The organism is Stenotrophomonas sp. GD04024, assembly GCF_029837545.1.
GTDB classification, from domain to species: Bacteria; Pseudomonadota; Gammaproteobacteria; order Xanthomonadales; family Xanthomonadaceae; genus Stenotrophomonas; species Stenotrophomonas forensis.
On sequence record NZ_JAOEDV010000023.1, the window covers coordinates 1 to 20,319 of the forward strand.

The window sequence follows — 20,319 nt, forward strand, 5'->3', positions numbered from 1 at the left end:
CGCAACCGGACCCACCCCGCCTTCGACAGATTTCCGCGATCTGTCGATAGGTCCACGCCATGTATGGATGAGCGAAAGAGTGTTCGGAATGATCTTCTGTAGAGCCGAGCCATGCTCGGCTCAGAGCGAAGCGACCCGCTTTTGCTTTTGATCTTTTGATTCTCTTCCGTGGCTGGCACGCGCAGGAAACTGTCAGGGGCCGGGCGGATAGGTGGCGCGGGGGTGTCCGCGGCATGGATGCCGCGGCCAAGCCCCCATGGATGGGTTTACGGCGTCCCCCGCGCCACCTATCCGCCCGGCCCAGCCGAGGAAAGCGCTGTTCGTGCCCCAGCCACGAGGGGCCCCCGCCGTTGGCTGGAACCCATCATTCCATGACGGAATTGGCGCGCCGGCCCCGCTGGGCCTACCATCGGCGGTCCCCACCCCCACCGCCCCTTCCATGTCCGCTCCCGCTTCCGCCGCACCGCGTCGCTGGTTCGTTGCCGGGGACTTCAACGGCTTCTTCGGCCTGGTCGTCGACAACCTCTCCATCCTAGGCTTCATTGCCATGGCCCTGGTCGGCATCTTCCAGTTCCCCGCCGACGTGGTGTTCGGCCGCATGTTCCCCGGTACCGCCTTCGGCGTGCTGGTCGGCAACCTGCTGTACACGCTGATGGCGCGCCGGCTGGCCGCGCGCACCGGCCGCGACGATGTCACCGCCATGCCGCTGGGCCTGGACGCGCCGACCAGCATCGGCATGGCCCTGCTGGTGCTCGGCCCGGCCTTCATCGCCTTCAAGCAGCAGGGCCTGGACCCGCATGCCGCCGGCATCGCCACCTGGCAGCTGGGCATGGCCGCGCTGGTCATCATGGGCGTGCTGAAGTTCGTGCTGTCGTTCTTCGGCGAAGCGGTCACCCGCGCACTGCCACGTGCTGCGCTGCTGGGATCCATCGCCGGCATCGCGCTGGTGCTGATGGGCCTGCTGCCGCTGCTGGAAACGCTGCGCTCACCGCTGGTCGGCTTCACCACGCTGGGCCTGCTGCTGTACGTGCTGATTGCCAAGGGCAAGCTGCCGGTGCGTGGCCCGGGCGTGCTGCTGGCCTTCGTGTTCGGCACCGTGCTGTATTACGGCCTGGGCCTGGCCGGGCTGGGCGCGCCGGGCTTCCATGTGCCGGCGTGGGTGCCGCCGCAGGTGGTGCTGCCGCTGCCGACGCTGGGTTTCCTCGAGGGCCTGCCCACCGCGATGACCTACCTGCCGCTGCTGCTGCCGTTCGGCCTGCTGATGGTGGTCGGTGGCATCAATGTGTCCGAAAGCGCACGCGCGGCCGGTGATGACTACCGCACCCGCGACATCCTGCTGGTGGAAGCGGTGGCCACGCTGGTGGCCGGTGTCTGCGGCGGCGTTGCGCAGACCACGCCGTACATCGGCCAGCCGGCCTACAAGCACATGGGCGCGCGCAGCGGCTATACGCTGCTGACCGGCCTGTTCGTCGGCATCGGCGGCATGCTCGGCATCATCTCCGGGCTGGTGCAGTGGCTGCCGCTGGCGGTGCTGGCACCGATCATCGTGTACGTGGCGATCGACATCACCACCCAGGCGTTCCAGGCCACGCCACGCCACCACACCGGTGCGATGGTGTTCGGCTTCCTGCCGTCGGTGGCGTACCTGCTGGCGATCAAGGCGCCGGGCTGGATCGCGCCGGACCAGCTGCCGCAGTTGCTGACCAAGCTGGACGGCCACGGCCTGCCGGAACTGGCGGTGATCTTCACCCTCGGCAACGGCTTCATCATCACCTCGATGCTGTGGATCTCGGCAGTGGCGGCGATGGTCGATGGTCGCCTGCGCCGCGCCTGCGGTTTCCTGCTGGTGGCAGCGCTGTTGACCCTGTTCGGCCTGATCCACTCGGTGGACCCGCGCGGTGGCATCTACCTGCCATGGGACCTGGACGGGCTGGCGCGCATCATCAGCTGGCAGTTCGCGGGCGCCTATGTGGCGCTGGCGCTGCTGCTGGGGTTGTTGTCGATGCAGAAGCAGGCGGTGAAGCCCCTGGACGGGGTCAGCTGACCCCACGGTAGTGCCGGCCGCTGGCCGGCATGCTCATGGACCTCGGGCGCATCGTGCGGTTGCCGGCCAGCGGCCGGCACTACCGCTCTGCGTCGAGTTCCGGATCAGCTGGCAGTTCGCGGGCGCCTATGTGGCGCTGGCGCTGCTGCTGGGGCTGTTGTCGATGAAGAAGCAGGCGGTGAAGCCGCTGGACGGGAAAAGCTGACACCACGGTAGTGCCGGCCGCTGGCCGGCATGTTCATGGACCGCGGGCGCATCGTGCGGTTGCCGGCCAGCGGCCGGCACTACCGTTCTGCATCGAGTTCCGGGTAATGGCGGAAGATGCCGTTGGTATTGAACGCCAGCCGCCGTTCCGAAGCCAGGTAGGCGGCGATGTTCGGGCGCTTCGCCACGCGCTCCTGCAGCGCACGCAGCAGGGGCAGGGTGGGGGCCAGGGCCCGCATCCGGCGTGGGAACATGTAGTCCAGCCCGCTCAGCAGCTGGAACAGCGACAGATCCACATAGGAATGCTCGCGCAGGGCATGGCGGCCGCCGTTGGCGGCCAGCACCTGTTCGAAATGGCCGAGGAACTTCGGCAGTCGTTCACCACGCAGTGAAGCCGCACGCGCCTTGGCCTCGGTCTTCTGCTCTTCGTAGTATTTCGACGCGGCGATCGGATGGTGGGTGTCATGCACCTCGGCCACCAGGTCGGCGATGGTCAGCTGCAACTGCAGCGCCTGCATCCGCCGCGAAGCCGCCTGTGGCACCAGGTCCAGGGTCGGACCGAGAAAATCCAGGATGGCCGCCACCTGCGCGATCACCTGGCGGCCCGCCTTCAGGAACGGCGGTGCGAAGGGCAGTGCTCCCTCGCTGTTTCCATCGAGGAACGGCTGCATCACCGCATCGCCATGCACCCGCGCCATGTCGATGTAGTCGGCGGCGGCATCTTCCAGCGCCAGTCGCACGAATTCACCCCGGCCCTGGATGCCGGTCCAGTAGTACAGCGCGTACTGCATGGCAGCGTCTCCGCACGACAAGACCCACAGCCTCGCGCAGGGTGTGCAAAGCAGGCGTGAGCGCGGCGCATGCGCAGGCCCCAACCCCAACGGCAGCGGAACAGGCAGGGAACCCATGGAAATCAACCGGGTCACACCTTGTCCATGCAGGTGAACAACGAGGGACTGCATCATGCAGAGTGGAAAGGCGGTATGGCCCTGGGTGCTGGGCGTGGTGGTGATCGGTGGCGCAGGGGGCTGGTTGTTCCGCGATCAGCTGAAAAGCCTGGCAGACGGTGTGGTGTCGGTACCGGTGGAGTCAGCTCCCGCCAGCAGCGGTGCACCGCCACAACCGAAGGCAGCCGCAGCGCCTGCGCCAGCACCCCCGCCGATCAAGCATCCGCTGGATACCGGGGACGCGGCCGACCCGGCGCTGCCGAGGCTGGCTGAAAGCGATGCCGCCGCCTGGGGCTCGCTGAGCCAGCTGTTTCAGGGCGAGGGGCCGTTGACCCTGCTGCTGCGCGATCATCTGATCCAGCGTCTGGTGACCCAGGTCGACAATCTCGATAAACCCAGCGTGCCGCCGACCGCACTGGCCGCGCGCCCGCTGCTCGGCAGCCTGCAGGTCGAGCCCGGTGAGGGCGGCGAACGCATCGCCGCCAGCAACGCAGCGCGCTATGCGCCCTACGTGCAGGCGTTCACTGCGCTGGACCCGGCGGCAACGGCGGCTGCCTACAAGCGCTTCTATCCGCTGATCCAGCAGGCCTACGTCGACCTGGGCCGGCCCGAAGGCTATTTCAACGACCGCCTGGTCGCGGTGATCGACCATCTGCTGGACACGCCGGAACTGGCCCAAGCGCCGCGGGTGGAACGCGATGAACGCGGCCGCTACCGCTTTGTCGATCCCACGTTGCAGTCGAGGTCGATCGGCCAGAAGGCGCTGCTGCGCATGGACCCGGCACAGGCACGGGCGATCAAGCGGCAGCTGCAGGCGATCCGCGGTGCCATCGCTCGCGGCTGAAAGCTGAAGACTGCAGGGGCAAGTGTCATCGCCAGCGTGATACGGTCGCGGTCAGGTAGACAGGAGTGACCTCGATGCATCGAATGTGGTTGGGCGTGAGTGCGTTGTTAGCCACGACGGTGGCCTCGGCTGCGGCCGTCGAGACGCGCGATGGCGAACTGGGCGATCCCTACGGCTACACCCGCAGCGTGCGCCTTGCAGAACTGTCCCGGCTGCAGACGCTGGGCAAGTCACCCGGTGTGAAGGGCAAGCTGGGCCAGGCGGGTTTCTACCGTGTGCGCGGCGAGCTGGACCGCTCCAGCCAGGCGGCCCAGGAGTGCCTGAAGGCCGTGGCCAGCGAGGCGGCCGACAGTGTGAAGGGAGTCGAGTACCTGTGTTCGGCCACCCTGGCCGGCAATCTGCTCCTGCAGGGCGATATCGCGGGTTGGGCGACGCAGATGCTCCAGGTTCGCACGCTGATGGAGCATGATATCCGGCCGATGCTGAGCCCCAAGCTGCGCGACATCCATCTTGCCGGCATCAGCGAGCCGCATTTCGAGCGGTTTACCGCATGGCCGCGCAACGCGATGGCAGCGCAGGCGCCTGCCAGCGACGCCAGTGTCCCCCTGCAGTTGGACAACGAACTGCCGACGCTCAGCCTGAAGCTTCGCACCGCAGCCGGTGAACGCGAGCTGCGCGTGCATCTGGACAGCGGCGCCGCACACTCGCGCATCGGCCGAGCGCTGGCGACCGAGCTGGGCTTGACGCTGACCGAGGGCTTCATGGCGGTCGATGGCAGCCCTGGCAAGTTGTATGCGCTGGCGGCCCCGGTCGAGTTGGACATCGGTGGTGTCGCCGTGCGCGATGTGTCCTTTGCGGTACTGGGCCAGGACGACCTGCCACGCATCGGCCTGGACGTGCTGCGCGCGTTGGGCCGGGTGCGGGTCAACAAGGATGCGCTGGTGATCCAGGCCACGGCCAGTCCGGTGCCGTGCACGCGGCGGATGGCCACGCTGTCCTCGCTATGGGCGGATGCGTACGACGTCCGCTATCCGATCCGCGCTGGCAAGCAGAACGTGCTGGTCAAGGTGGATACCGGCTTCAACGGCGCCTTCCAGGCCCGCGGAACGTTGCCGGCCACGCCACCCGCGTCGGCGATCCGGCGCAAGAACGTGATCACCACCGAAGGCAGCGAAGACATCCAGTTCGTGGAGGCGACCACGCCGGTCATGATCGGGGACGAAGTGCTGAACCTGCCGATGGACCTGGGGCTGTCGCCCGGGCCCAAGCCGCTGTTCAACCCGGACTGGCGCGTGGGCTTTGCCGCGACCCAGCGCTACAGCCTGTACATGGATGTTGAAGGCACCTATGGCTGCCCGGTGGCCGTTGCGGCGGCGCCACCGCTGTTGCCGCCCAAGCCGGCTCCCACGCCGCCTGCAGGCGGCTGATCCGCGGCTACAGGCTCTGCAGGAACGCCTCGATGTCCTGCAGATCCTGGCGGCCCAGCCCGCGCGGCCGCAGCAGTGGATCCGGCTCTGGGAACGGCGCCGCATCAGCCGGCAACGAGGCCGGTGCGCGCGGGCGCGCGCCGCCCACGTTGTAGAACGCCAGCACGCCCGACAGGCGCGGGATCAGGCCGTTGTGCATGTACGGTGCCGTGTTGGCCACGCCTCGCAGCGAGGGCGTGCGGAAGCGCCCGCTGTCGGCGGGATCGCCGGTCACTTCGTAGCGCCCCAGATCCTGCCGCGCGCGGCCGTGGAAATGCAGGCCCAGGTTGTGGAAGCCGTTGTCGGTGAGTGCTGCCCCGCTGTGGCAGTTCATGCAACCGGCCTGCGTGCGGAACAGGTGCAGGCCGCGCAGCTGGGCGTCGTCCAGTGCACGCGTATCACCACGCAGGAAGCGATCAAAGCGGCTGTTGCGCGGCGACAGGCTGCGCTCGAAGGCAGCGATGGCCTGGCCGAGCTGGCTGGCATCGATGCGCGGCTGCGCGAACACCGCGGCGAAGTCAGCACGATAGGACGCATCGCGGCGCAGGCGACGCACGGCGCCCTGCGTGGTGAACCCCATCTCGATGGGATCGGCGATGGGATGCAGCGCCTGCCCTTCCAGCGTGGCCGCGCGTCCATCCCAGAACAGCGGTGCCACGTGCGCGCTGGTGGCAACGCTGGGTGCATTGCGGCGGCCGGGCTGGCGTCCGTGCCCGAAGGACACGCGCCGACCATCGGCCCAGCCCAGGTCCGGATCGTGGCAGCTGGCACAGGCCAGTTGTCGCGATTTCGAAAGAACCGGATCGAAGAACAGCCGCCGTCCCAGCGCCACCTTGGCTGGCGTGGAAGGATTGTCCGGTGGATCTACGGGCGACAGCAGTGGGGCCAGCTCCTTCCACGCCACGCCGGGTTCGACCTCCGGCGCGGGCCAGCGCGTACTGGGGCTGCTGTAGAGCGCACGCAGGCAGGCGCCATCCCAGCGTTCCGCCTTGCCCGGAGCAGGCGCGCAGACCGGCTGGGAAGGACGTGGCTGTGCAGCGCTGGCCAGCACGGCGCTGACCAGCACTGCACTCCAGCCAAGCCTGCGGTGGCGCGCGGGCCTCAGAACCGGTAGCCCACTTCGAGCCAGAACGAGCGTCCCATTTCGTAGTACGGCGCGCGGCTGACGCTGCTGGATATGCCATTCACCGCGCGCCGATCCAGCACGTTGAACACATCCACGTTGGCGAACACCGCGCCCATCGTCGACAACGGCTGCTCCCAGCCAATGCGCATGTCCCAGATCAACGAAGGGGCAAACCGCCGCCTTTCCCAGACCGCAACACTCTGGCCGTCATGGACATCCTTCAGTCCGGTGTCCCGGATCGCGCGATACCCTGCCCGGTAGCGCAGCGTATTGCCCCAGGTCAGCCGAGCTGCCGGGATATGCGTGGTGGTGGCCAGTCGCGCGGTCCATGGGCGGTTGAAGTTGTCTGCCGGACGATCGCGGTAGCGGATGTAGCTGCCGTCGTAGCGGATGATCGGATTCTCGTAGTACGCGGTGCTGAAGTCGTCCTCGTAGTCGGGTGCAGAAGAGCGGCTGTCGGTCCAGTCCAGCGCCAGCAGGCCCGTGGTGCTGGTTCCGCCAAACTGCAGGCGGCGCAGGGGGCGCACGGTAAGGCTGATGATCTGCGTCTCGCTGCGGCCGTCGTTGCTCCAGGTTTCGTAGTGGGTGGCCAGCGAAGGGTCATCCGCGCGTTCGTCCTGTACCCGGCTGCTGGAACGCACGACCTGGTCACGCCCCTTGCGGTTGACGACCTTGCCGAGGAACTCCCAGCCCTTCCATTGCTGCTTGACGCCCAGCATCAGCTCATCGTCGTAGGCGATTCTCAGGCGATCGAAATGCAGCCCGTTGGCGGTCTGCGTACCTGCGGTCCACTCGCTGTCGAGCGTCGGGCGGCGCTGGTTCCTGTATTGCAGCCGATCAAGGCCATCGCGCAGCCGCCACGTGGCCGCGTTGCGGCCGTAATAGCGGTTGGCACCCGCGATCAGCTGGGTGTCGCCGGCGGCGTCGAGATCCAGTGACATCGCCAGGCGCGGTGCGACCGTGGTGTGCTGCATGTAGCTGTCATGGTCGATGCGCAGGCCGGGGCGCAACGACAGGCGCCCCGCGCGGATGCTGTCTTCGGCGTAGGCGCTCCAGCTGTCGATCTGGAAGTCCAGCCGGCCGCGCGTGTAATAGGTGCGGCTGGTGAAGAACTGTCCGGGCCAGTTGCTGGTGTTGGCGCGGCCGGTGCGGGTCAGGCCCATCCAGCAGGTCTGCGTGTCGGTGATGCCGGCCTTGTTGGTACAGCTGGTGGTGCGCGCCGGCGAGACATAGATGTAGGTGTCGTCCAGGCGCTCGTAGTCGACATCCTGGTGCTGGTACTGGACGCCTGCCGCGAAACGATGCTCCATGCCCAGCCAGCGCTGCGGTGCCAGTATCAGATCGGCACGGTACTGGAGCGTCTTCTGCGCCTGGTCAATATCGCCGAATTCACCTTCCAGCGAGCTGCCTAAGGTTCCCCAGTCCTTGCCCTCGGCCCAGTGCCAGCTCATGTAGTCCGCAGACTGTGGATGGCGGGACTGCTCGGTAGAACTCCATCCAACCTGCTGGGTCAGAGTGCCCCATTGCGGTGACCACGTCGCCTTGAGCATCGCCTGGCGGCCGCCGCCAATGATGTCGATGCCGGCACCGGGGACGTTGGAGCGGAAGTAGTGGGATTCCTCCGGCGCACGGGTAAAGCTTGCCTCGATGTCGAGCGTGTCGCTCGCTTCCCAGACCGCCTTGACGAACAGATTGTCGATGCTGCGCCGCTGGATCTGTTTCTCCGGATGCGCGTCGTCGACCAGGTGCGACTGCAGGTTGTAGGTGGGAATGGTCGAGCGTTTGCGGGTGAAACTGGCCAGGACGCCGATGCGGTCGGTCAGATAACCCTCCAGATCGGCGCGCGTGGTGGTCTTCTTGAATTCCGGCTGCCCGTCATTCGCGCCGGACGCCTTCTGGTAGCTGTCTGCGACGGTGGAGTCCAGGTGGTAGCGTGTCCACGAAGATCGCGAGGACTGGGTGGACAGGCGGCCGCTGAAGGTGCGTGATGGTCGCCGGGTGCTCGCTTCGACAACGCCGCCGTTGAATCCACCATAGGCGGCCGAAACGTTGCTGTCATGCACGGTGATGTCTTCCAGCAGGCTGCTGTCCAGTGCCAGCGCCTGCGAGCCACCTGGAACGGAGAACAGTCGGTACACCTCCGGATCCGCGCCCGGGTCGATGTCGTTGTTGAAGTTCATGCCATCGACGATGAACGCGTTCTGATAGAACTTCGCACCATTGATGCTGATTTCCGCAGGGCGGATCTCGCCGGGGCTGAAGCTGCCCTGGTCGGCATTGTCGAACTGCACGGCGGGATGGATGCGCAGCAGCCGGGTGATGTCACCGTTGCCCGCGGCCTGCGCCGCGACGTAGCTGCGGTCCAGTTGCAGGCTGCCTCCGAAGGTCGAACCAGTGTCCCGCCCCGGCACATGCAGGGTACTGGTGCGTCGTGCGCCTGCCGAGAGCTGCGCCCGCTGCAAGGTGTAGCTGCCATCGGCGCGCCGCACCGCGCGCAGCCCGCTGCCGTGCAGCAGTGCGTCGAACCCTGCGTCAACGTCCAGGCCTGTGGCAATCGATGGAGCCTGGCGGCCACGGGTCAGCGCGGGGTCGAAGGACAGGGCCACGCCATGCTCGGCGGCGAACGCGCCCAGTGCACTGCCCAGCGAGACAGTGCTGCGCTGGACGTGCAGGGATTCATCGGGCGGTGATTGAGCCAGCGCGGGTGTGGCGGCGAGCGCGGTGGCGAGGAGGCTCAGTCGAAGCCGGGGCAGGTTCACTGTCATGGGGAGGAAAATGAGGGGTTCATACCCTCTGCCACGCGACGCTCGGAAAAGTGTCAGCCGCGATGTCCCGCAGCAGACACGTGGATCCACAACCCCTGCTCGATCCGCAGCGCATGGGTGGCGGCAAGCATCGACAGGCTGCGTTGCAGGTCGTCCAGCGGGAATGCGCCGGACACCGGCATGCCGGCGACGCGCGGATCCACGCGCAGCCAGCGGTGCTGGTAGCGCCCCAGCTCCTGCAGAACCTGTTGCAGCGGCATTGCATCGGCGACCAGCATGCCCCGGACCCACGCGTCAGCGCCGGGTGGTGCAGGCTTGGGAGGTGGCAGCCGGGTCAGGTTCCAGCGCAGCTGCTGCCCGGCGTCGACCTGGCGCTGTTGACCCGGTGTGGAGATCCGCACCGCGCCGTGCTGGACGACCAGCAGGGCGTCCTCCCCGAACAGGCGCACGCTGAAACGGGTGCCAAGTGCCTGCAGCGTGCCGTAGGGGGTCGTGACCCGGAACGGCCTCGCCGGGCGTTGTGGATCAGCGGCTGTCTCCACCAGCATCTGCCCATGGCGCAGCCGCAGAAGGCGCGCATGCGCATCGAATGCGATGTCGACCGCAGTGCCGGTATCCAGGTGCAGCACGCTGCCATCGACCAGCACCTGCTGGGCGCGCTCGCCCACCGCCGTGCGCGCACTGGCATCCCACGCGGCGTCGTCCCACAACCGCCAGGCCAGCCATCCACCGAGTGGCGCCACCAGCAGAGCGGCGACGCTGCGCAGTACGGCGCGGCGCCCAGCAGACGCGGGCGGCTGCAGGGTGCGTTGGGCCAGCGCCGTAGGCACCTGAGCGGTCAGCGCCAACAGACGCTCCGCGCGCTGCCAGGCGCGGGCGTGTGCCGGATCGGCATCGTGCCAGTGTTGCCATTGCGCGCGTCGCGCCGCGCTGTCGTCCTCGTGCAGGCGCATCATCCAGTCGGCCGCCTGCTCCAGCACGCGCGGCGGAAGGGCCGATGCGGCGGAGGCCTCAGCCGGCATGCGCCAGGCAGCCCATCAGCGCTCGCTTCATGTGCCGCTTCACCGTCGACAACGACAGCCCCAGCTGTTCGCTGATGGCCTCATAGCGCAGCCCATCGAACTGCGCCAGCAGGAAGACGCGACGTGCCATCGCGGGCAGACCATCGAGCATCGCGTCGATCTGTTGCAGGGCCTCACGCACCAGCGCCTGTTCCTCCAGCGAGGGCAGCACCGGCTCTGGAAACTGCGCCAGGTACTCCAGGTAGGCGCGCTCCAGTGCCTGGCGCCGGAACCAGTTGGCGGCCAGCCCGCGCGCAACGGTGGTCAGGAAGGCACGCGGCTCGCGCAGCGCGGCCAGGTCGCGGCCCTGCAGCAGGCGGGCGAAGGTGTCCTGGGTGAGGTCATCGGCCACATCGCGATTACCTACGCGACCGCTCAGCCAGCCCTGCAGCCAGGCCCGGTGATCGCGGTACAGCACGCCCAGTTGTTCGTGGTGGGGAGGCATGGACGGGGTGCGCGGTCTTGATCGAAATGAGAATGATTCGCAAGTATCGCATCCGTGATGCGCCGATTCCAGTGCCCTATGCGCGCTGGCTTGCGCAGGATCAACGCGGCGGCAACATGCGGTGCGGCATGCTGGCCGCGGGCTGACTGGCCTCCGGATGCAGTCGCAGTCACCCTTGAAACGGGGTGGGGCAACCGCATCTTTCCAGCATCGCCGGCAGCGGCCGGCCCTGATCACCGATGAGGTTTCGCAATGCGGATGGACAAGCTCACCTCGCGTTTCCAGCAGGCGCTGGCAGACGCACAGTCGCTGGCCGTGGGCCGCGACAACAGCATCATCGAACCGGTTCACCTGTTCAGCGCGCTGCTGGACCAGCAGGGTGGCAGCACGCGCCCGCTGCTGGCCCAGGCCGGGGTGAATGTGCCGGTGCTGCGCGAGCGCCTGACCGAGGCGCTGGATGCGTTGCCCAAGGTGTCCGGCCAGGCCGGCAACGTCTCGATGGGCAACGACCTGGGGCGCCTGCTGAACCAGACCGACAAGCTGGCCCAGCAGCACGGTGATGCCTTCATTGCCAGCGAGTGGTTCGTGCTGGCCGCGCTGGAGGATGGCGGCACGCTGGGCATGGCGCTGCGCGCCGCCGGTGCCGACAAGACGCGCCTGCAGACTGCCATCGACAAGCTGCGTGGCGGCGAGAACGTTCAGTCGGAGAATGCCGAAGAGCAGCGGCAGGCGCTGGAAAAGTACACCATCGACCTGACCGCGCGCGCCGAGAGCGGCAAGCTGGATCCGGTGATCGGCCGTGACGAGGAAATCCGCCGTACCATCCAGGTGCTGCAGCGCCGGACCAAGAACAACCCGGTGCTGATCGGCGAACCCGGCGTAGGCAAGACTGCCATTGTCGAAGGCCTGGCCCAGCGCATCATCAATGACGAGGTGCCCGAGGGCCTGCGCGGCAAGCGCGTGCTGTCGCTGGATATGGGCGCGCTGATTGCCGGTGCCAAGTTCCGCGGTGAATTCGAGGAGCGCCTGAAGGGCGTGCTCAACGACCTGGCCAAGAGCGAAGGGCAGATCATCCTGTTCATCGATGAGCTGCACACCATGGTCGGCGCCGGCAAGGCCGATGGCGCGATGGACGCTGGTAACATGCTGAAGCCGGCGCTGGCACGCGGCGAACTGCATTGCGTCGGTGCCACCACGCTGGATGAGTACCGCAAGTACATCGAAAAGGACGCCGCGCTGGAGCGCCGCTTCCAGAAGGTATTCGTGGGCGAGCCGTCGGTGGAAGACACCATCGCCATCCTGCGCGGGCTGAAGGAGAAGTACGCCGTTCACCACGGCGTGGAAATCACCGATCCGGCCATTGTGGCGGCGGCCACGCTGTCCAACCGCTACATCACTGACCGCCAGCTGCCGGACAAGGCCATCGACCTGATGGACGAGGCGGCCTCGCGCCTGCGCATGGAGATCGACTCCAAGCCGGAGGAACTGGATCGCCTGGAACGTCGTGTGATCCAGCTGAAGATCCAGCGCGAGATGCTGAAGAAGGAAAAGGACGAGGCTTCGCGCCAGCGCCTGGCCGATCTGGAAAACGACATCGATGCGCTGGAGCGCGAGTTCTCCGACCTCAATGAAATCTGGAAGTCGGAGAAGGCCGCGCTGCAGGGTGCAACCAAGATCAAGGAGCAGGTCGAGCAGGCCAAGCTGGAGCTGGAATCGGCGCAGCGCCGCCAGGATTTCGCCAGGATGAGCGAGATCCAGTACGGCCTGCTGCCGCAGCTGGAAAAGCAGCTGGCCGCTGCGCAGGAGGCCGAACACAAGGACTTCAAGCTAGTGCAGGACCGGGTTACCGACGAGGAGATCGCCGAGGTCGTGTCGCGCTGGACCGGCATTCCGGTCAACAAGATGCTCGAAGGTGAGCGCGACAAGCTGCTGCGCATGGAAGAGGTGCTGCACAACCGCGTGGTCGGCCAGGAGGAAGCGATCAAGGTCGTCTCCGACGCCGTGCGCCGTTCGCGTGCGGGCCTGTCCGATCCGAACCGGCCGGCCGGCTCGTTCCTGTTCCTCGGCCCGACCGGCGTGGGCAAGACCGAGCTGTGCAAGTCGCTGGCCGAGTTCCTGTTCGACAGCGCCGACGCGATGATCCGCATCGACATGAGCGAGTTCATGGAGAAGCACAGCGTCGCCCGCCTGATCGGTGCCCCTCCGGGCTACGTGGGTTACGAAGAGGGGGGGTACCTGACCGAAGCGGTGCGCCGCCGTCCGTATTCGCTGATCCTGCTGGACGAAGTGGAGAAGGCGCATCCGGATGTGTTCAACATCCTGCTGCAGGTGCTGGACGATGGCCGCCTGACCGATGGCCAGGGCCGCACCGTGGACTTCCGCAACACCGTCATCGTGATGACCTCGAACCTGGGCTCGCACCAGATCCAGGACATGAGCAGTGATGACAGCCCGGAGGCCTACACGCAGATGAAGGCGGCGGTGATGGGCGTGGTGCAGGCGCACTTCCGCCCGGAGTTCATCAACCGCCTGGACGACATCGTGGTGTTCCACCCGCTGGACAAGCAGCAGATCAAGCAGATCGCGCGCATCCAGATGCGCGGCCTGGAAAAGCGCCTGGCCGAGCGCGGCTTGAAGCTGGCGGTGTCCGATGCAGCGTTCGACCTGCTGGGCAACGTCGGCTTCGATCCGGTGTATGGCGCGCGTCCGTTGAAGCGCGCGATCCAGGCACAGCTGGAAAATCCGCTGGCGCAGAAGATCCTTTCCGGCGCCTTCGTCAACGGTGACACCATTGAAGTCGGCAACGACGGCGGCCACCTGGTGTTCGCCAAGGCGTGAGTCCATCGGGGCGCTGCCTGAGCGCAGCGCCCCGTTTGCCGTGAGCAACGCCGGGCCGGGCCCGGCGCGCCCTCAGAAGCGGTGCGTGTACCCGCTCATCAGGCCGAACTGGTTCGGCTTCTGCACGATCGGGCTGTCGGCGGCGTCGCCGAGCAGGCGCGTGCCTTCGGCCGAGATGTACCAGTTGCCGTTGCGGCCCACGCGATGGCTCCACTTCAGGCCGAGGCCGGCGCTCACCAGGCCGGCCTTCGGCTTGTGCTGGGCAAAGCCGGTACGCGCGGCCTGCTCCGGGCTGACGCCGTACCAGGTCTGCATGTAGCCGCGGTTGCCATACTCGGTGGAGACACTGCCGCTGACCACGCCACCGGCCAGGTCGAACAGCGGCAGGTCCAGGCTCAGGTGCATCTGCTGGGTGGCCAGGCCGTTGTCGCCGCGGTCTTCGTCCTTGCGGGTGAATTGCCAGGTGCCGCTCAGCACGGCCTCTCCCAGCGTATAACCCGCCGAAAGGCCGACCAGGGGACGGCTACGGATATCACCCATGCCGCGCAGGAAGTCGGAACCGCCGAGGGCGGAGTCCTTGTCGCGGCGGCTGCCGCTGGCGCCGATGTAGGCGCGCACGTGGGCATGCTCGCCGATCGCCGTGCCCCAGCCGATGCCACTGGTGCCGAGAAACCAGCCACCGGGTGACAGGGCGTCGAAGGACACCATCGGTGACGCCTGGAAGTCCTTGCTGCCGCTGTAGCGCGGGGTCACGCCGGCACCGGCGGCGACTTCGAAGGTCCAGTGGTCATCCTTGGCATGGGCGATCGGCGCGGCGAACAGCGGCAGCAGGGCCAGGCAGAGCAGGGACGGGGTACGGTGACGCTGGGACATGGGCTCTCTCGACAATGGGAGGAATGCAGCACGCGCATCCGGCGCGCGCTGCAGGGTCGACAGCGTGGCGATTCGCCGGCGACTGATCCGTCCGCAGTTGTGCGGGAGTTGTAAGCAACTGTAATCACGCCCGTTGGCGTTCAGCTGCCAGCCAGCGGCCAGTGCATTTCCAGGCGTGCGCCGCCCAGCGTGGCGCGGCTGACATGCAGTTCGCCGCCGTGGCGCGCCGCGATGCGGTTGACGATGGCCAGGCCCAGGCCGAAACCACCGGTATCGCGGCTGCGACTGTCATCCAGCCGGGTGAATGGCCGCATCACTTTTTCGCGGTCGGCCTCGGCGATACCGGGGCCGTCGTCGTCCACGCGCAGGCAGGCGCGGCCGCCAACGCCCACCAGTGAGACTTCCACCTGCGAATGCGCATGGCGCAGGGCGTTGCCCACGAGGTTGCTCAGTGCCAGCTGCAGCAGGCGCGGCTCGGCATCCACCCGCGGCAGCGCGCTGGGCTGCACACGCAGTGCCAGGCCCGCACGTTCGGCGTCGCAGCGCGCATCGGCCAGGCAGGCCTGCAGCCAGTCGTTGGCCTCGATGCGCTGCAGCGGCTCTCCCTCATTGGGGTGTTCCAGGCGTTCATAGGCCAGCAGTTCGCTCACCAGCCGGTTGAGTTCGGCCAGATCGCCGTGCAGCCCCTGCGCCAGGCTCGCGCGACGTGCGCGATCGTCGCTGTCCTGCATCAGGTCCAGCCCGAACGCCACCCGTGCGATCGGCGTGCGCAGTTCATGCGAGATCGCGTGGGTCAGGTCGCGCTGGCGCTGCACCAGCTCGGCCACGCGCGCGGCCATGCGGTTGGAATGGTCGACGATGACCCGGATCTGCGAGCGTGGCGACACCTGCGCCCGTGCCTGCAGGTCGCCGGCACCGATGCGGTCGGCATGCAGGCGCAGCGCTTCCAGGTCGCGCCACAGCAGGCGGACCCAGGCATACAGGCTGGCCCCGACCAGCAGCAGGATGCTGAGGTAGGCGGCGATGGACATGTAGGTGGTCATCAACACCTCGCCGGGCAGGCGCAGGTGCAGCCAGCGGCCGCTTGCATCTTCGATGGGCAACAGGATCTGCTGGTAGTGATCGCGGACGATGAAGCCCTGTGGCTGCAGGTGGGCCTGCTCCTGCGCGTCGAGCACGGGAGGCGTCTCCAGCAGGGTCAGCGCGATGCCATAGTGGGGTTGCCACTGCTGCACGCGCACGCGCTGTTGTGCAGCGTCCAGGCCGGCCAGCCCGGTGCGCAGGGCATACACCTGCCCGCGCACCTGCTCGGCGAACACGCGATCCTGTACCGGCAGGTAGATGCCGTCCAGGATGTGGTTGAGGACGAACACCGACACCAGGAAACAGGCACTGGTGACGAACCACAACCACAGGAAAAGGCGCTTCATGCTGACCAGGCCGAGGGATTGAACTGGTAGCCGCGGCCCCACACGGTCTTGATCCGCCGGGGTTCGCGTGCGTCGTCGCCAAGCTTGCGGCGCAGCTTGCCGATGCTGACGTCGACGCTGCGGTCCAGCCCATCGAAACCGATGCCGCGCACCGCCTGCAGGATCTGGTCACGCGACATGATCTGCCCCGGCTGGCTGGCCAGCAGCCACAGGATCTCGAATTCACTCGTTCCCAGCTCCACCGGCAGCCCGTGCAGGTGTACTTCGCGCTGCATCCGGTCGATCAGCAGTTCGCCATGCATCAACCGGCACGGCGTGCCGGAGTTGCTGCTGCCATGACGGCGGCGCAGCAGGGCGCGCAGGCGGGCCAGCAGCAGGCGCGGCTCGACCGGCTTGTGCACGTAGTCGTCGGCGCCCGATTCCAGGCCCAGTACCTGCTCGATATCGTCTTCGCAGGCGGTCAGCATCAGGATAGGCACATCGGAAAAGCTGCGGATCTGCCGGCACACATCGATGCCGCCCAGGCCCGGCAGCATCAGGTCCAGCACCACCAGTTCCGGTGCATGCTGGCGGCACGCCGCGCCGGCCAGGTCGCCGCGGGCCACGTGCTGTACGGCGAAGCCATGTTCGTGCAGATAGTCGCTGACCAGCTCGGCCAGGCGGCGATCGTCTTCCACCAGCAGGACCGGGGTCGGCGCGCCGCTGGCGGCGGGTGTCCAGGGAGAGGGCTGCATGCGTATTGGGCCTCCGTGCCCGGGCAGGATCGCCCGGCGGCGAAGCCTAGCAACGGGCCATGACGGCTGCCTGAATCGCGGCCAACCTGATAACCGGCGGTATGGACGTCATCGCCAGCGGCTTTCAGCAGGTGGCCGCGCTTGGCCTATGTTGGCGGTTTCCCTGGATGGAGCCTGGTGCAATGAGCGACCCGCAGTGGCAACTGGAAACCCTGGCCGTGCACGGCGGCTACCGTCCCGACCCGACCACCCGCGCGGTAGCGGTGCCGGATCTACCAGACCGTGGCCTATGCCTTCGATGACACCCAGCATGGTGCCGACCTGTTCGACCTGAAGGTGCCCGGCAACATCTACACGCGCATCATGAACCCCACCACCGACGTGCTGGAGCAGCGCCTGGCCGCGCTGGAAGGCGGTATCGGCGCACTGGCACTGGCCTCGGGGCAGGCGGCGATCACCTACGCGATCCAGACCATCGCCGAGGCCGGTGACAACATCGTTGCGTCCAGTGCGCTGTATGGTGGCAGCCTCAACCTGCTTGCGCACACGCTGCCGCAGTACGGCATCCAGGCGCGCTTCGCCGATCCGGCCGATCCTGCTGCGTTTGCAGGGCTGATCGACGAGCGCACCAAGGCGGTGTTCGTCGAGTCGATCGGCAACCCGCGTGGCAACGTCACCGACATCGCGGCGATCGCCGAAGTCGCTCACGCGGCAGGCGTGCCGCTGATCGTCGACAACACCGTGGCCACCCCGTTCCTGCTGCGCCCGTTCGACCACGGTGCCGACATCGTGGTGCACTCGCTGACCAAGTACCTGGGCGGCCATGGCAACAGCCTCGGCGGCGCGATCATCGACTCCGGCCGCTTCGACTGGGCGGCGCAGCCAAAACGCTTCGCCCGCCTCAACCAGCCCGACCCGAGCTACCACGGCGTGGTCTACACCGAAGCGCTGGGGCCGGCCGCCTATATCGGCCGCGCGCGGGTGGTGCCGTTGCGCAACACCGGCGCGGCGCTGTCGCCGTTCAATGCATTCCTGATCCTGCAGGGTATCGAGACGCTCGCCCTGCGCATGGAGCGCATCAATGCCAACGCACTGGCCGTCGCGCAGTTCCTGAAGTCGCACGCCAAGGTGGCCTGGGTGCGCTATGCCGGGTTGGTCGACGACCCCGAGCACACTGCCGCGCAGCGCTATCTGCGCGGACACGGCTCGGGTGTGCTGACCTTCGGCCTGCCGGGCGGGCGCGAAGCTGGCGCGCGCTTCCTCGATGCGCTGAAGCTGTTCACCCGCCTGGTCAACCTGGGCGATGCGAAATCACTGGCCACCCATCCGGCCTCGACCACCCATCGCCAGCTGGACGCGGCCGAACTGGCCAAGGCCGGCGTCAGCGAAGACACCGTGCGGCTGTCGATCGGCATCGAGCACATCGGCGACCTGCGCGCGGACCTGGAGCAGGCCCTGGCCAACGCCTGATAGCCACGGGCTTGGTCGTCATCGCCACAGGCGATCACCACGGGCGCTGCGATGCGCTACGGTGGAACTGCCTCTCCAAGGCGTGGCAACGTGGCGATCCAGATCCCCGGTCGATGCGGGTCGACCGGGGATTTTTTTGTGCCGCCGTGTCGACCAAGGTCGACACCCACCAACAGCAACTGGACCCACCCCGCCATCCCACGGAATGTCAGCTTCTGCTTTTGTCGTTGCCGTTGCTGTTGCCGTTGCTTCGGCAGGTGCAGGGCTGCAAGCCCTGCACACGCTGCCCCTCACACCACCGGAATGCTGTGCTGCCCCAGGTTCCGGTACGGCGGCGTCGACATGATCATCTCCGCCAGCGAATAGGCCAGCTCGCGCTCGGCCATCACCGTGCCATCGGCACCGTGCTCCAGCAGATGCTTCACTTCGGCATCGCTGTGCGCACGCGCCAGCAGGGTCAGGTCGGGATTGATCGCGCGCAGCTTGGCCAGCGCCTCGCCGGCTTCCAGCGGTTGCGGAATCGCCAGCACCGCGATCTTCGCGCGTTCGGGGTGCGCCTCGGCCAGCACCCGGTCGGCGGCGGCACTGCCACGGATCGCCGCCAGGCCCTTGGCGTGGGCCTGCTCGACGTGCTCCTTGTTGTCATCGATCACCAGCACCGGCACGCCACGGTCGCGCAGCACCTGCGCCAGTTCGCTGCCAACGCGGCCATAACCGATCACGATGGCGTGGTCATGCAGGTCCCGGGACGGGCCGGTGGCTTCTTCCGGCTCGGGCGGCTGTGGCAACTGCTCCTGCTTGGCCTGCCAGCGGTCCAGCAGGCCGAACACCAGCGGGTTGAGCATGATCGAGACCAGCGCGCCGGCCAGGACCAGCGACTGGCCTTCCTTCGGCAGGATCTGCAGCGCCACGCCGAGGCCGGCGATGATGAAGGCGAATTCGCCGATCTGCGCCAGGCTGGCCGAGATGGTCAGCGCGGTGCTGGTGGGGTGGCCGAAGGCACGCACGATGAAGAACGCGGCGGCCGACTTGCCGAACATGATGATCAGCACCGTGGCCAGCACCTGCCATGGATGCTGCACGAGGATGTTGGGGTCGAACAGCATGCCGACCGAGACGAAGAACAGCACCGCGAACGCATCGCGCAGCGGCAGCGAATCATGCGCGGCCTTGTGGCTCAGTTCCGATTCGTTGAGCAGCATGCCGGCGAAGAACGCGCCCAGCGCGAACGAAACGCCGAACAGCATCGCCGAGCCGAACGCCACGCCCAGCGCGATCGCCAGCACCGACAGCGTGAACAGTTCGCGCGAACCGGTACCGGCAATGCGTTCGAGGATCCACGGAATGACCCGGCGGCCGACCACCAGCATCACCGCCACGAACAGGCCCAGCTGCACGAAGGTCCAGCCGATGTCGGCCAGCACGCTGCCGATGCTGTGGGTTTCCTTGGAGGCCTCGGGGCCGAATACACCGGCCAGCACCGGCATCATCACCAGCGCCAGCACACAGGCCAGGTCTTCCACGATCAGCCAGCCGACCGCGATCTTGCCGCGCATGGTTTCCAGCAGGCGGCGTTCCTCCATGGCCCGAAGCAGCACCACGGTGCTGGCGGTGGCCAGCGAGAAACCGAAGATGACACCGTGCAGGGCCGGCCAGCCCATCAACCAGGCCACGCCCCAGCCGAGCAGGGTGGCCACCGCGATCTGGCCGATGGCGCCGGGAATGGCGATCGCCTTGACCGCCATCAGGTCCTTCAGCGAGAAGTGCAGGCCAACGCCGAACATCAGCAGCATCACGCCCAGTTCGGCCAACTGGTTGGCCAGCGCCTGGTCGGCGACGAAGCCGGGGGTGAACGGGCCTACACAGATGCCAGCAACCAGATAACCGACCAGCGGAGACAAGCGCAGCTTGTTGGCCAGCGCGCCGAAGATGAAGGCGAGCCCCAGGCCAACGGCCACGATGTTGATCAGGTCGGTGTCATGGTGCATCGGCTCTCGCAGAAATCGGGGGGATGTCCCGATTTTCACCGATGAGGCCAGATACGGCAAACCCGCCGGTCACACGCCGTGGCC

14 protein-coding genes and 1 pseudogene are annotated in these 20,319 nt (G+C 67.3%); 6 read left to right on the forward strand and 9 right to left on the reverse strand.

Features of this window, described 5'->3' with window-relative positions:
• The first annotated feature begins 439 nt into the window (after positions 1-439).
• Entirely contained in the window at positions 440-2,044 is a 1,605-nt protein-coding gene (locus N7590_RS09830) for a hypothetical protein (RefSeq protein WP_164243001.1), read from the forward strand.
• Between the two features lie 10 nt (positions 2,045-2,054).
• A complete protein-coding gene (locus tag N7590_RS09835; RefSeq protein WP_279935418.1) occupies positions 2,055-2,249 on the forward strand; it encodes a hypothetical protein in 195 nt (64 codons plus the stop codon).
• A 79-nt stretch (positions 2,250-2,328) separates the two neighbouring features.
• On the opposite strand, the gene N7590_RS09840 is transcribed toward N7590_RS09835, so the two are convergent.
• On the reverse strand, positions 2,329-3,039 hold the full coding sequence (locus tag N7590_RS09840) for a glutathione S-transferase (RefSeq protein ID WP_164242226.1): 711 nt from the start codon (positions 3,037-3,039) through the stop codon (positions 2,329-2,331).
• A 172-nt stretch (positions 3,040-3,211) separates the two neighbouring features.
• Between N7590_RS09840 and N7590_RS09845 the strand changes: the two genes are divergently transcribed.
• Both N7590_RS09845 and N7590_RS09850 read left to right on the forward strand, forming a co-directional pair.
• On the forward strand, positions 3,212-4,039 hold the full coding sequence (locus N7590_RS09845; RefSeq protein WP_279935421.1) for a DUF3014 domain-containing protein: 828 nt from the start codon (positions 3,212-3,214) through the stop codon (positions 4,037-4,039).
• A 95-nt stretch (positions 4,040-4,134) separates the two neighbouring features.
• The gene (locus tag N7590_RS09850; protein WP_239544418.1) at positions 4,135-5,466 is read left to right on the forward strand and encodes an aspartyl protease family protein; all 1,332 of its coding nucleotides are present in this window, start codon (positions 4,135-4,137) and stop codon (positions 5,464-5,466) included.
• A 7-nt stretch (positions 5,467-5,473) separates the two neighbouring features.
• Here the strand turns inward: N7590_RS09850 and N7590_RS09855 are convergent, their stop codons facing one another.
• The 4 genes from N7590_RS09855 to N7590_RS09870 are packed head-to-tail and all read right to left on the reverse strand — an operon-like array spanning position 5,474 to position 10,902.
• A complete protein-coding gene (locus N7590_RS09855; protein ID WP_279935423.1) occupies positions 5,474-6,571 on the reverse strand; it encodes a cytochrome c peroxidase in 1,098 nt (365 codons plus the stop codon).
• Positions 6,572-6,606: 35 nt separating this feature from the next.
• Positions 6,607-9,396: a secretin and TonB N-terminal domain-containing protein gene (locus N7590_RS09860; RefSeq protein WP_164242230.1), complete on the reverse strand. Its 2,790-nt coding sequence runs from the start codon at positions 9,394-9,396 to the stop codon at positions 6,607-6,609.
• Between the two features lie 53 nt (positions 9,397-9,449).
• On the reverse strand, positions 9,450-10,418 hold the full coding sequence (locus N7590_RS09865; protein WP_053510259.1) for a FecR domain-containing protein: 969 nt from the start codon (positions 10,416-10,418) through the stop codon (positions 9,450-9,452).
• Positions 10,408-10,902 carry a sigma-70 family RNA polymerase sigma factor gene (locus N7590_RS09870; RefSeq protein ID WP_049456800.1) on the reverse strand — a complete coding sequence of 165 codons (495 nt, stop codon included), beginning with the start codon at positions 10,900-10,902 and terminating at the stop codon, positions 10,408-10,410. Before N7590_RS09870 ends, N7590_RS09865 begins: the two co-directional genes overlap by 11 nt.
• Positions 10,903-11,154: 252 nt before the next feature.
• Here N7590_RS09870 and clpB point away from each other — a divergent pair, with 252 nt between their 5' ends.
• On the forward strand, positions 11,155-13,740 hold the full coding sequence (gene clpB / locus N7590_RS09875) for an ATP-dependent chaperone ClpB (protein WP_164242232.1): 2,586 nt from the start codon (positions 11,155-11,157) through the stop codon (positions 13,738-13,740).
• 72 nt (positions 13,741-13,812) lie between these two features.
• On the opposite strand, the gene N7590_RS09880 is transcribed toward clpB, so the two are convergent.
• From N7590_RS09880 to N7590_RS09890, 3 genes are all read right to left on the reverse strand, one after another.
• Positions 13,813-14,613, reverse strand: coding sequence for a MipA/OmpV family protein (locus N7590_RS09880; RefSeq protein ID WP_053450591.1), 801 nt, complete (start codon positions 14,611-14,613; stop codon positions 13,813-13,815).
• Positions 14,614-14,753: 140 nt separating this feature from the next.
• The gene (locus tag N7590_RS09885) at positions 14,754-16,043 is read right to left on the reverse strand and encodes an ATP-binding protein (RefSeq protein WP_164242234.1); all 1,290 of its coding nucleotides are present in this window, start codon (positions 16,041-16,043) and stop codon (positions 14,754-14,756) included.
• Positions 16,040-16,777 carry a response regulator transcription factor gene (locus N7590_RS09890; protein ID WP_164242236.1) on the reverse strand — a complete coding sequence of 246 codons (738 nt, stop codon included), beginning with the start codon at positions 16,775-16,777 and terminating at the stop codon, positions 16,040-16,042. Before N7590_RS09890 ends, N7590_RS09885 begins: the two co-directional genes overlap by 4 nt.
• A gap of 182 nt (positions 16,778-16,959) precedes the next feature.
• Between N7590_RS09890 and N7590_RS09895 the strand changes: the two are divergent.
• Positions 16,960-18,247, forward strand: a pseudogene (locus N7590_RS09895) (aminotransferase class V-fold PLP-dependent enzyme).
• A 290-nt stretch (positions 18,248-18,537) separates the two neighbouring features.
• On the opposite strand, the gene ybaL reads toward N7590_RS09895, so the two are convergent.
• Positions 18,538-20,235: a YbaL family putative K(+) efflux transporter gene (gene ybaL / locus N7590_RS09900; RefSeq protein WP_164242238.1), complete on the reverse strand. Its 1,698-nt coding sequence runs from the start codon at positions 20,233-20,235 to the stop codon at positions 18,538-18,540.
• Positions 20,236-20,319 lie beyond the last annotated feature (84 nt).

Bases quoted from the DNA above. Each gene is read 5' to 3' on its own strand.
- N7590_RS09845 (WP_279935421.1), top strand. From the start codon at position 3,212: ATGCAGAGTGGAAAGGCGGTATGGCCCTGGGTGCTGGGCGTGGTGGTG.
- N7590_RS09885 (WP_164242234.1), bottom strand. From the start codon at position 16,043: ATGAAGCGCCTTTTCCTGTGGTTGTGGTTCGTCACCAGTGCCTGTTTC.
- N7590_RS09830 (WP_164243001.1), top strand. From the start codon at position 440: ATGTCCGCTCCCGCTTCCGCCGCACCGCGTCGCTGGTTCGTTGCCGGG.
- N7590_RS09890 (WP_164242236.1), bottom strand. From the start codon at position 16,777: ATGCAGCCCTCTCCCTGGACACCCGCCGCCAGCGGCGCGCCGACCCCG.
- clpB (WP_164242232.1), top strand. From the start codon at position 11,155: ATGCGGATGGACAAGCTCACCTCGCGTTTCCAGCAGGCGCTGGCAGAC.
- N7590_RS09880 (WP_053450591.1), bottom strand. From the start codon at position 14,613: ATGTCCCAGCGTCACCGTACCCCGTCCCTGCTCTGCCTGGCCCTGCTG.
- N7590_RS09865 (WP_053510259.1), bottom strand. From the start codon at position 10,418: ATGCCGGCTGAGGCCTCCGCCGCATCGGCCCTTCCGCCGCGCGTGCTG.
- ybaL (WP_164242238.1), bottom strand. From the start codon at position 20,235: ATGCACCATGACACCGACCTGATCAACATCGTGGCCGTTGGCCTGGGG.
- N7590_RS09840 (WP_164242226.1), bottom strand. From the start codon at position 3,039: ATGCAGTACGCGCTGTACTACTGGACCGGCATCCAGGGCCGGGGTGAA.
- N7590_RS09860 (WP_164242230.1), bottom strand. From the start codon at position 9,396: ATGACAGTGAACCTGCCCCGGCTTCGACTGAGCCTCCTCGCCACCGCG.
- N7590_RS09870 (WP_049456800.1), bottom strand. From the start codon at position 10,902: ATGCCTCCCCACCACGAACAACTGGGCGTGCTGTACCGCGATCACCGG.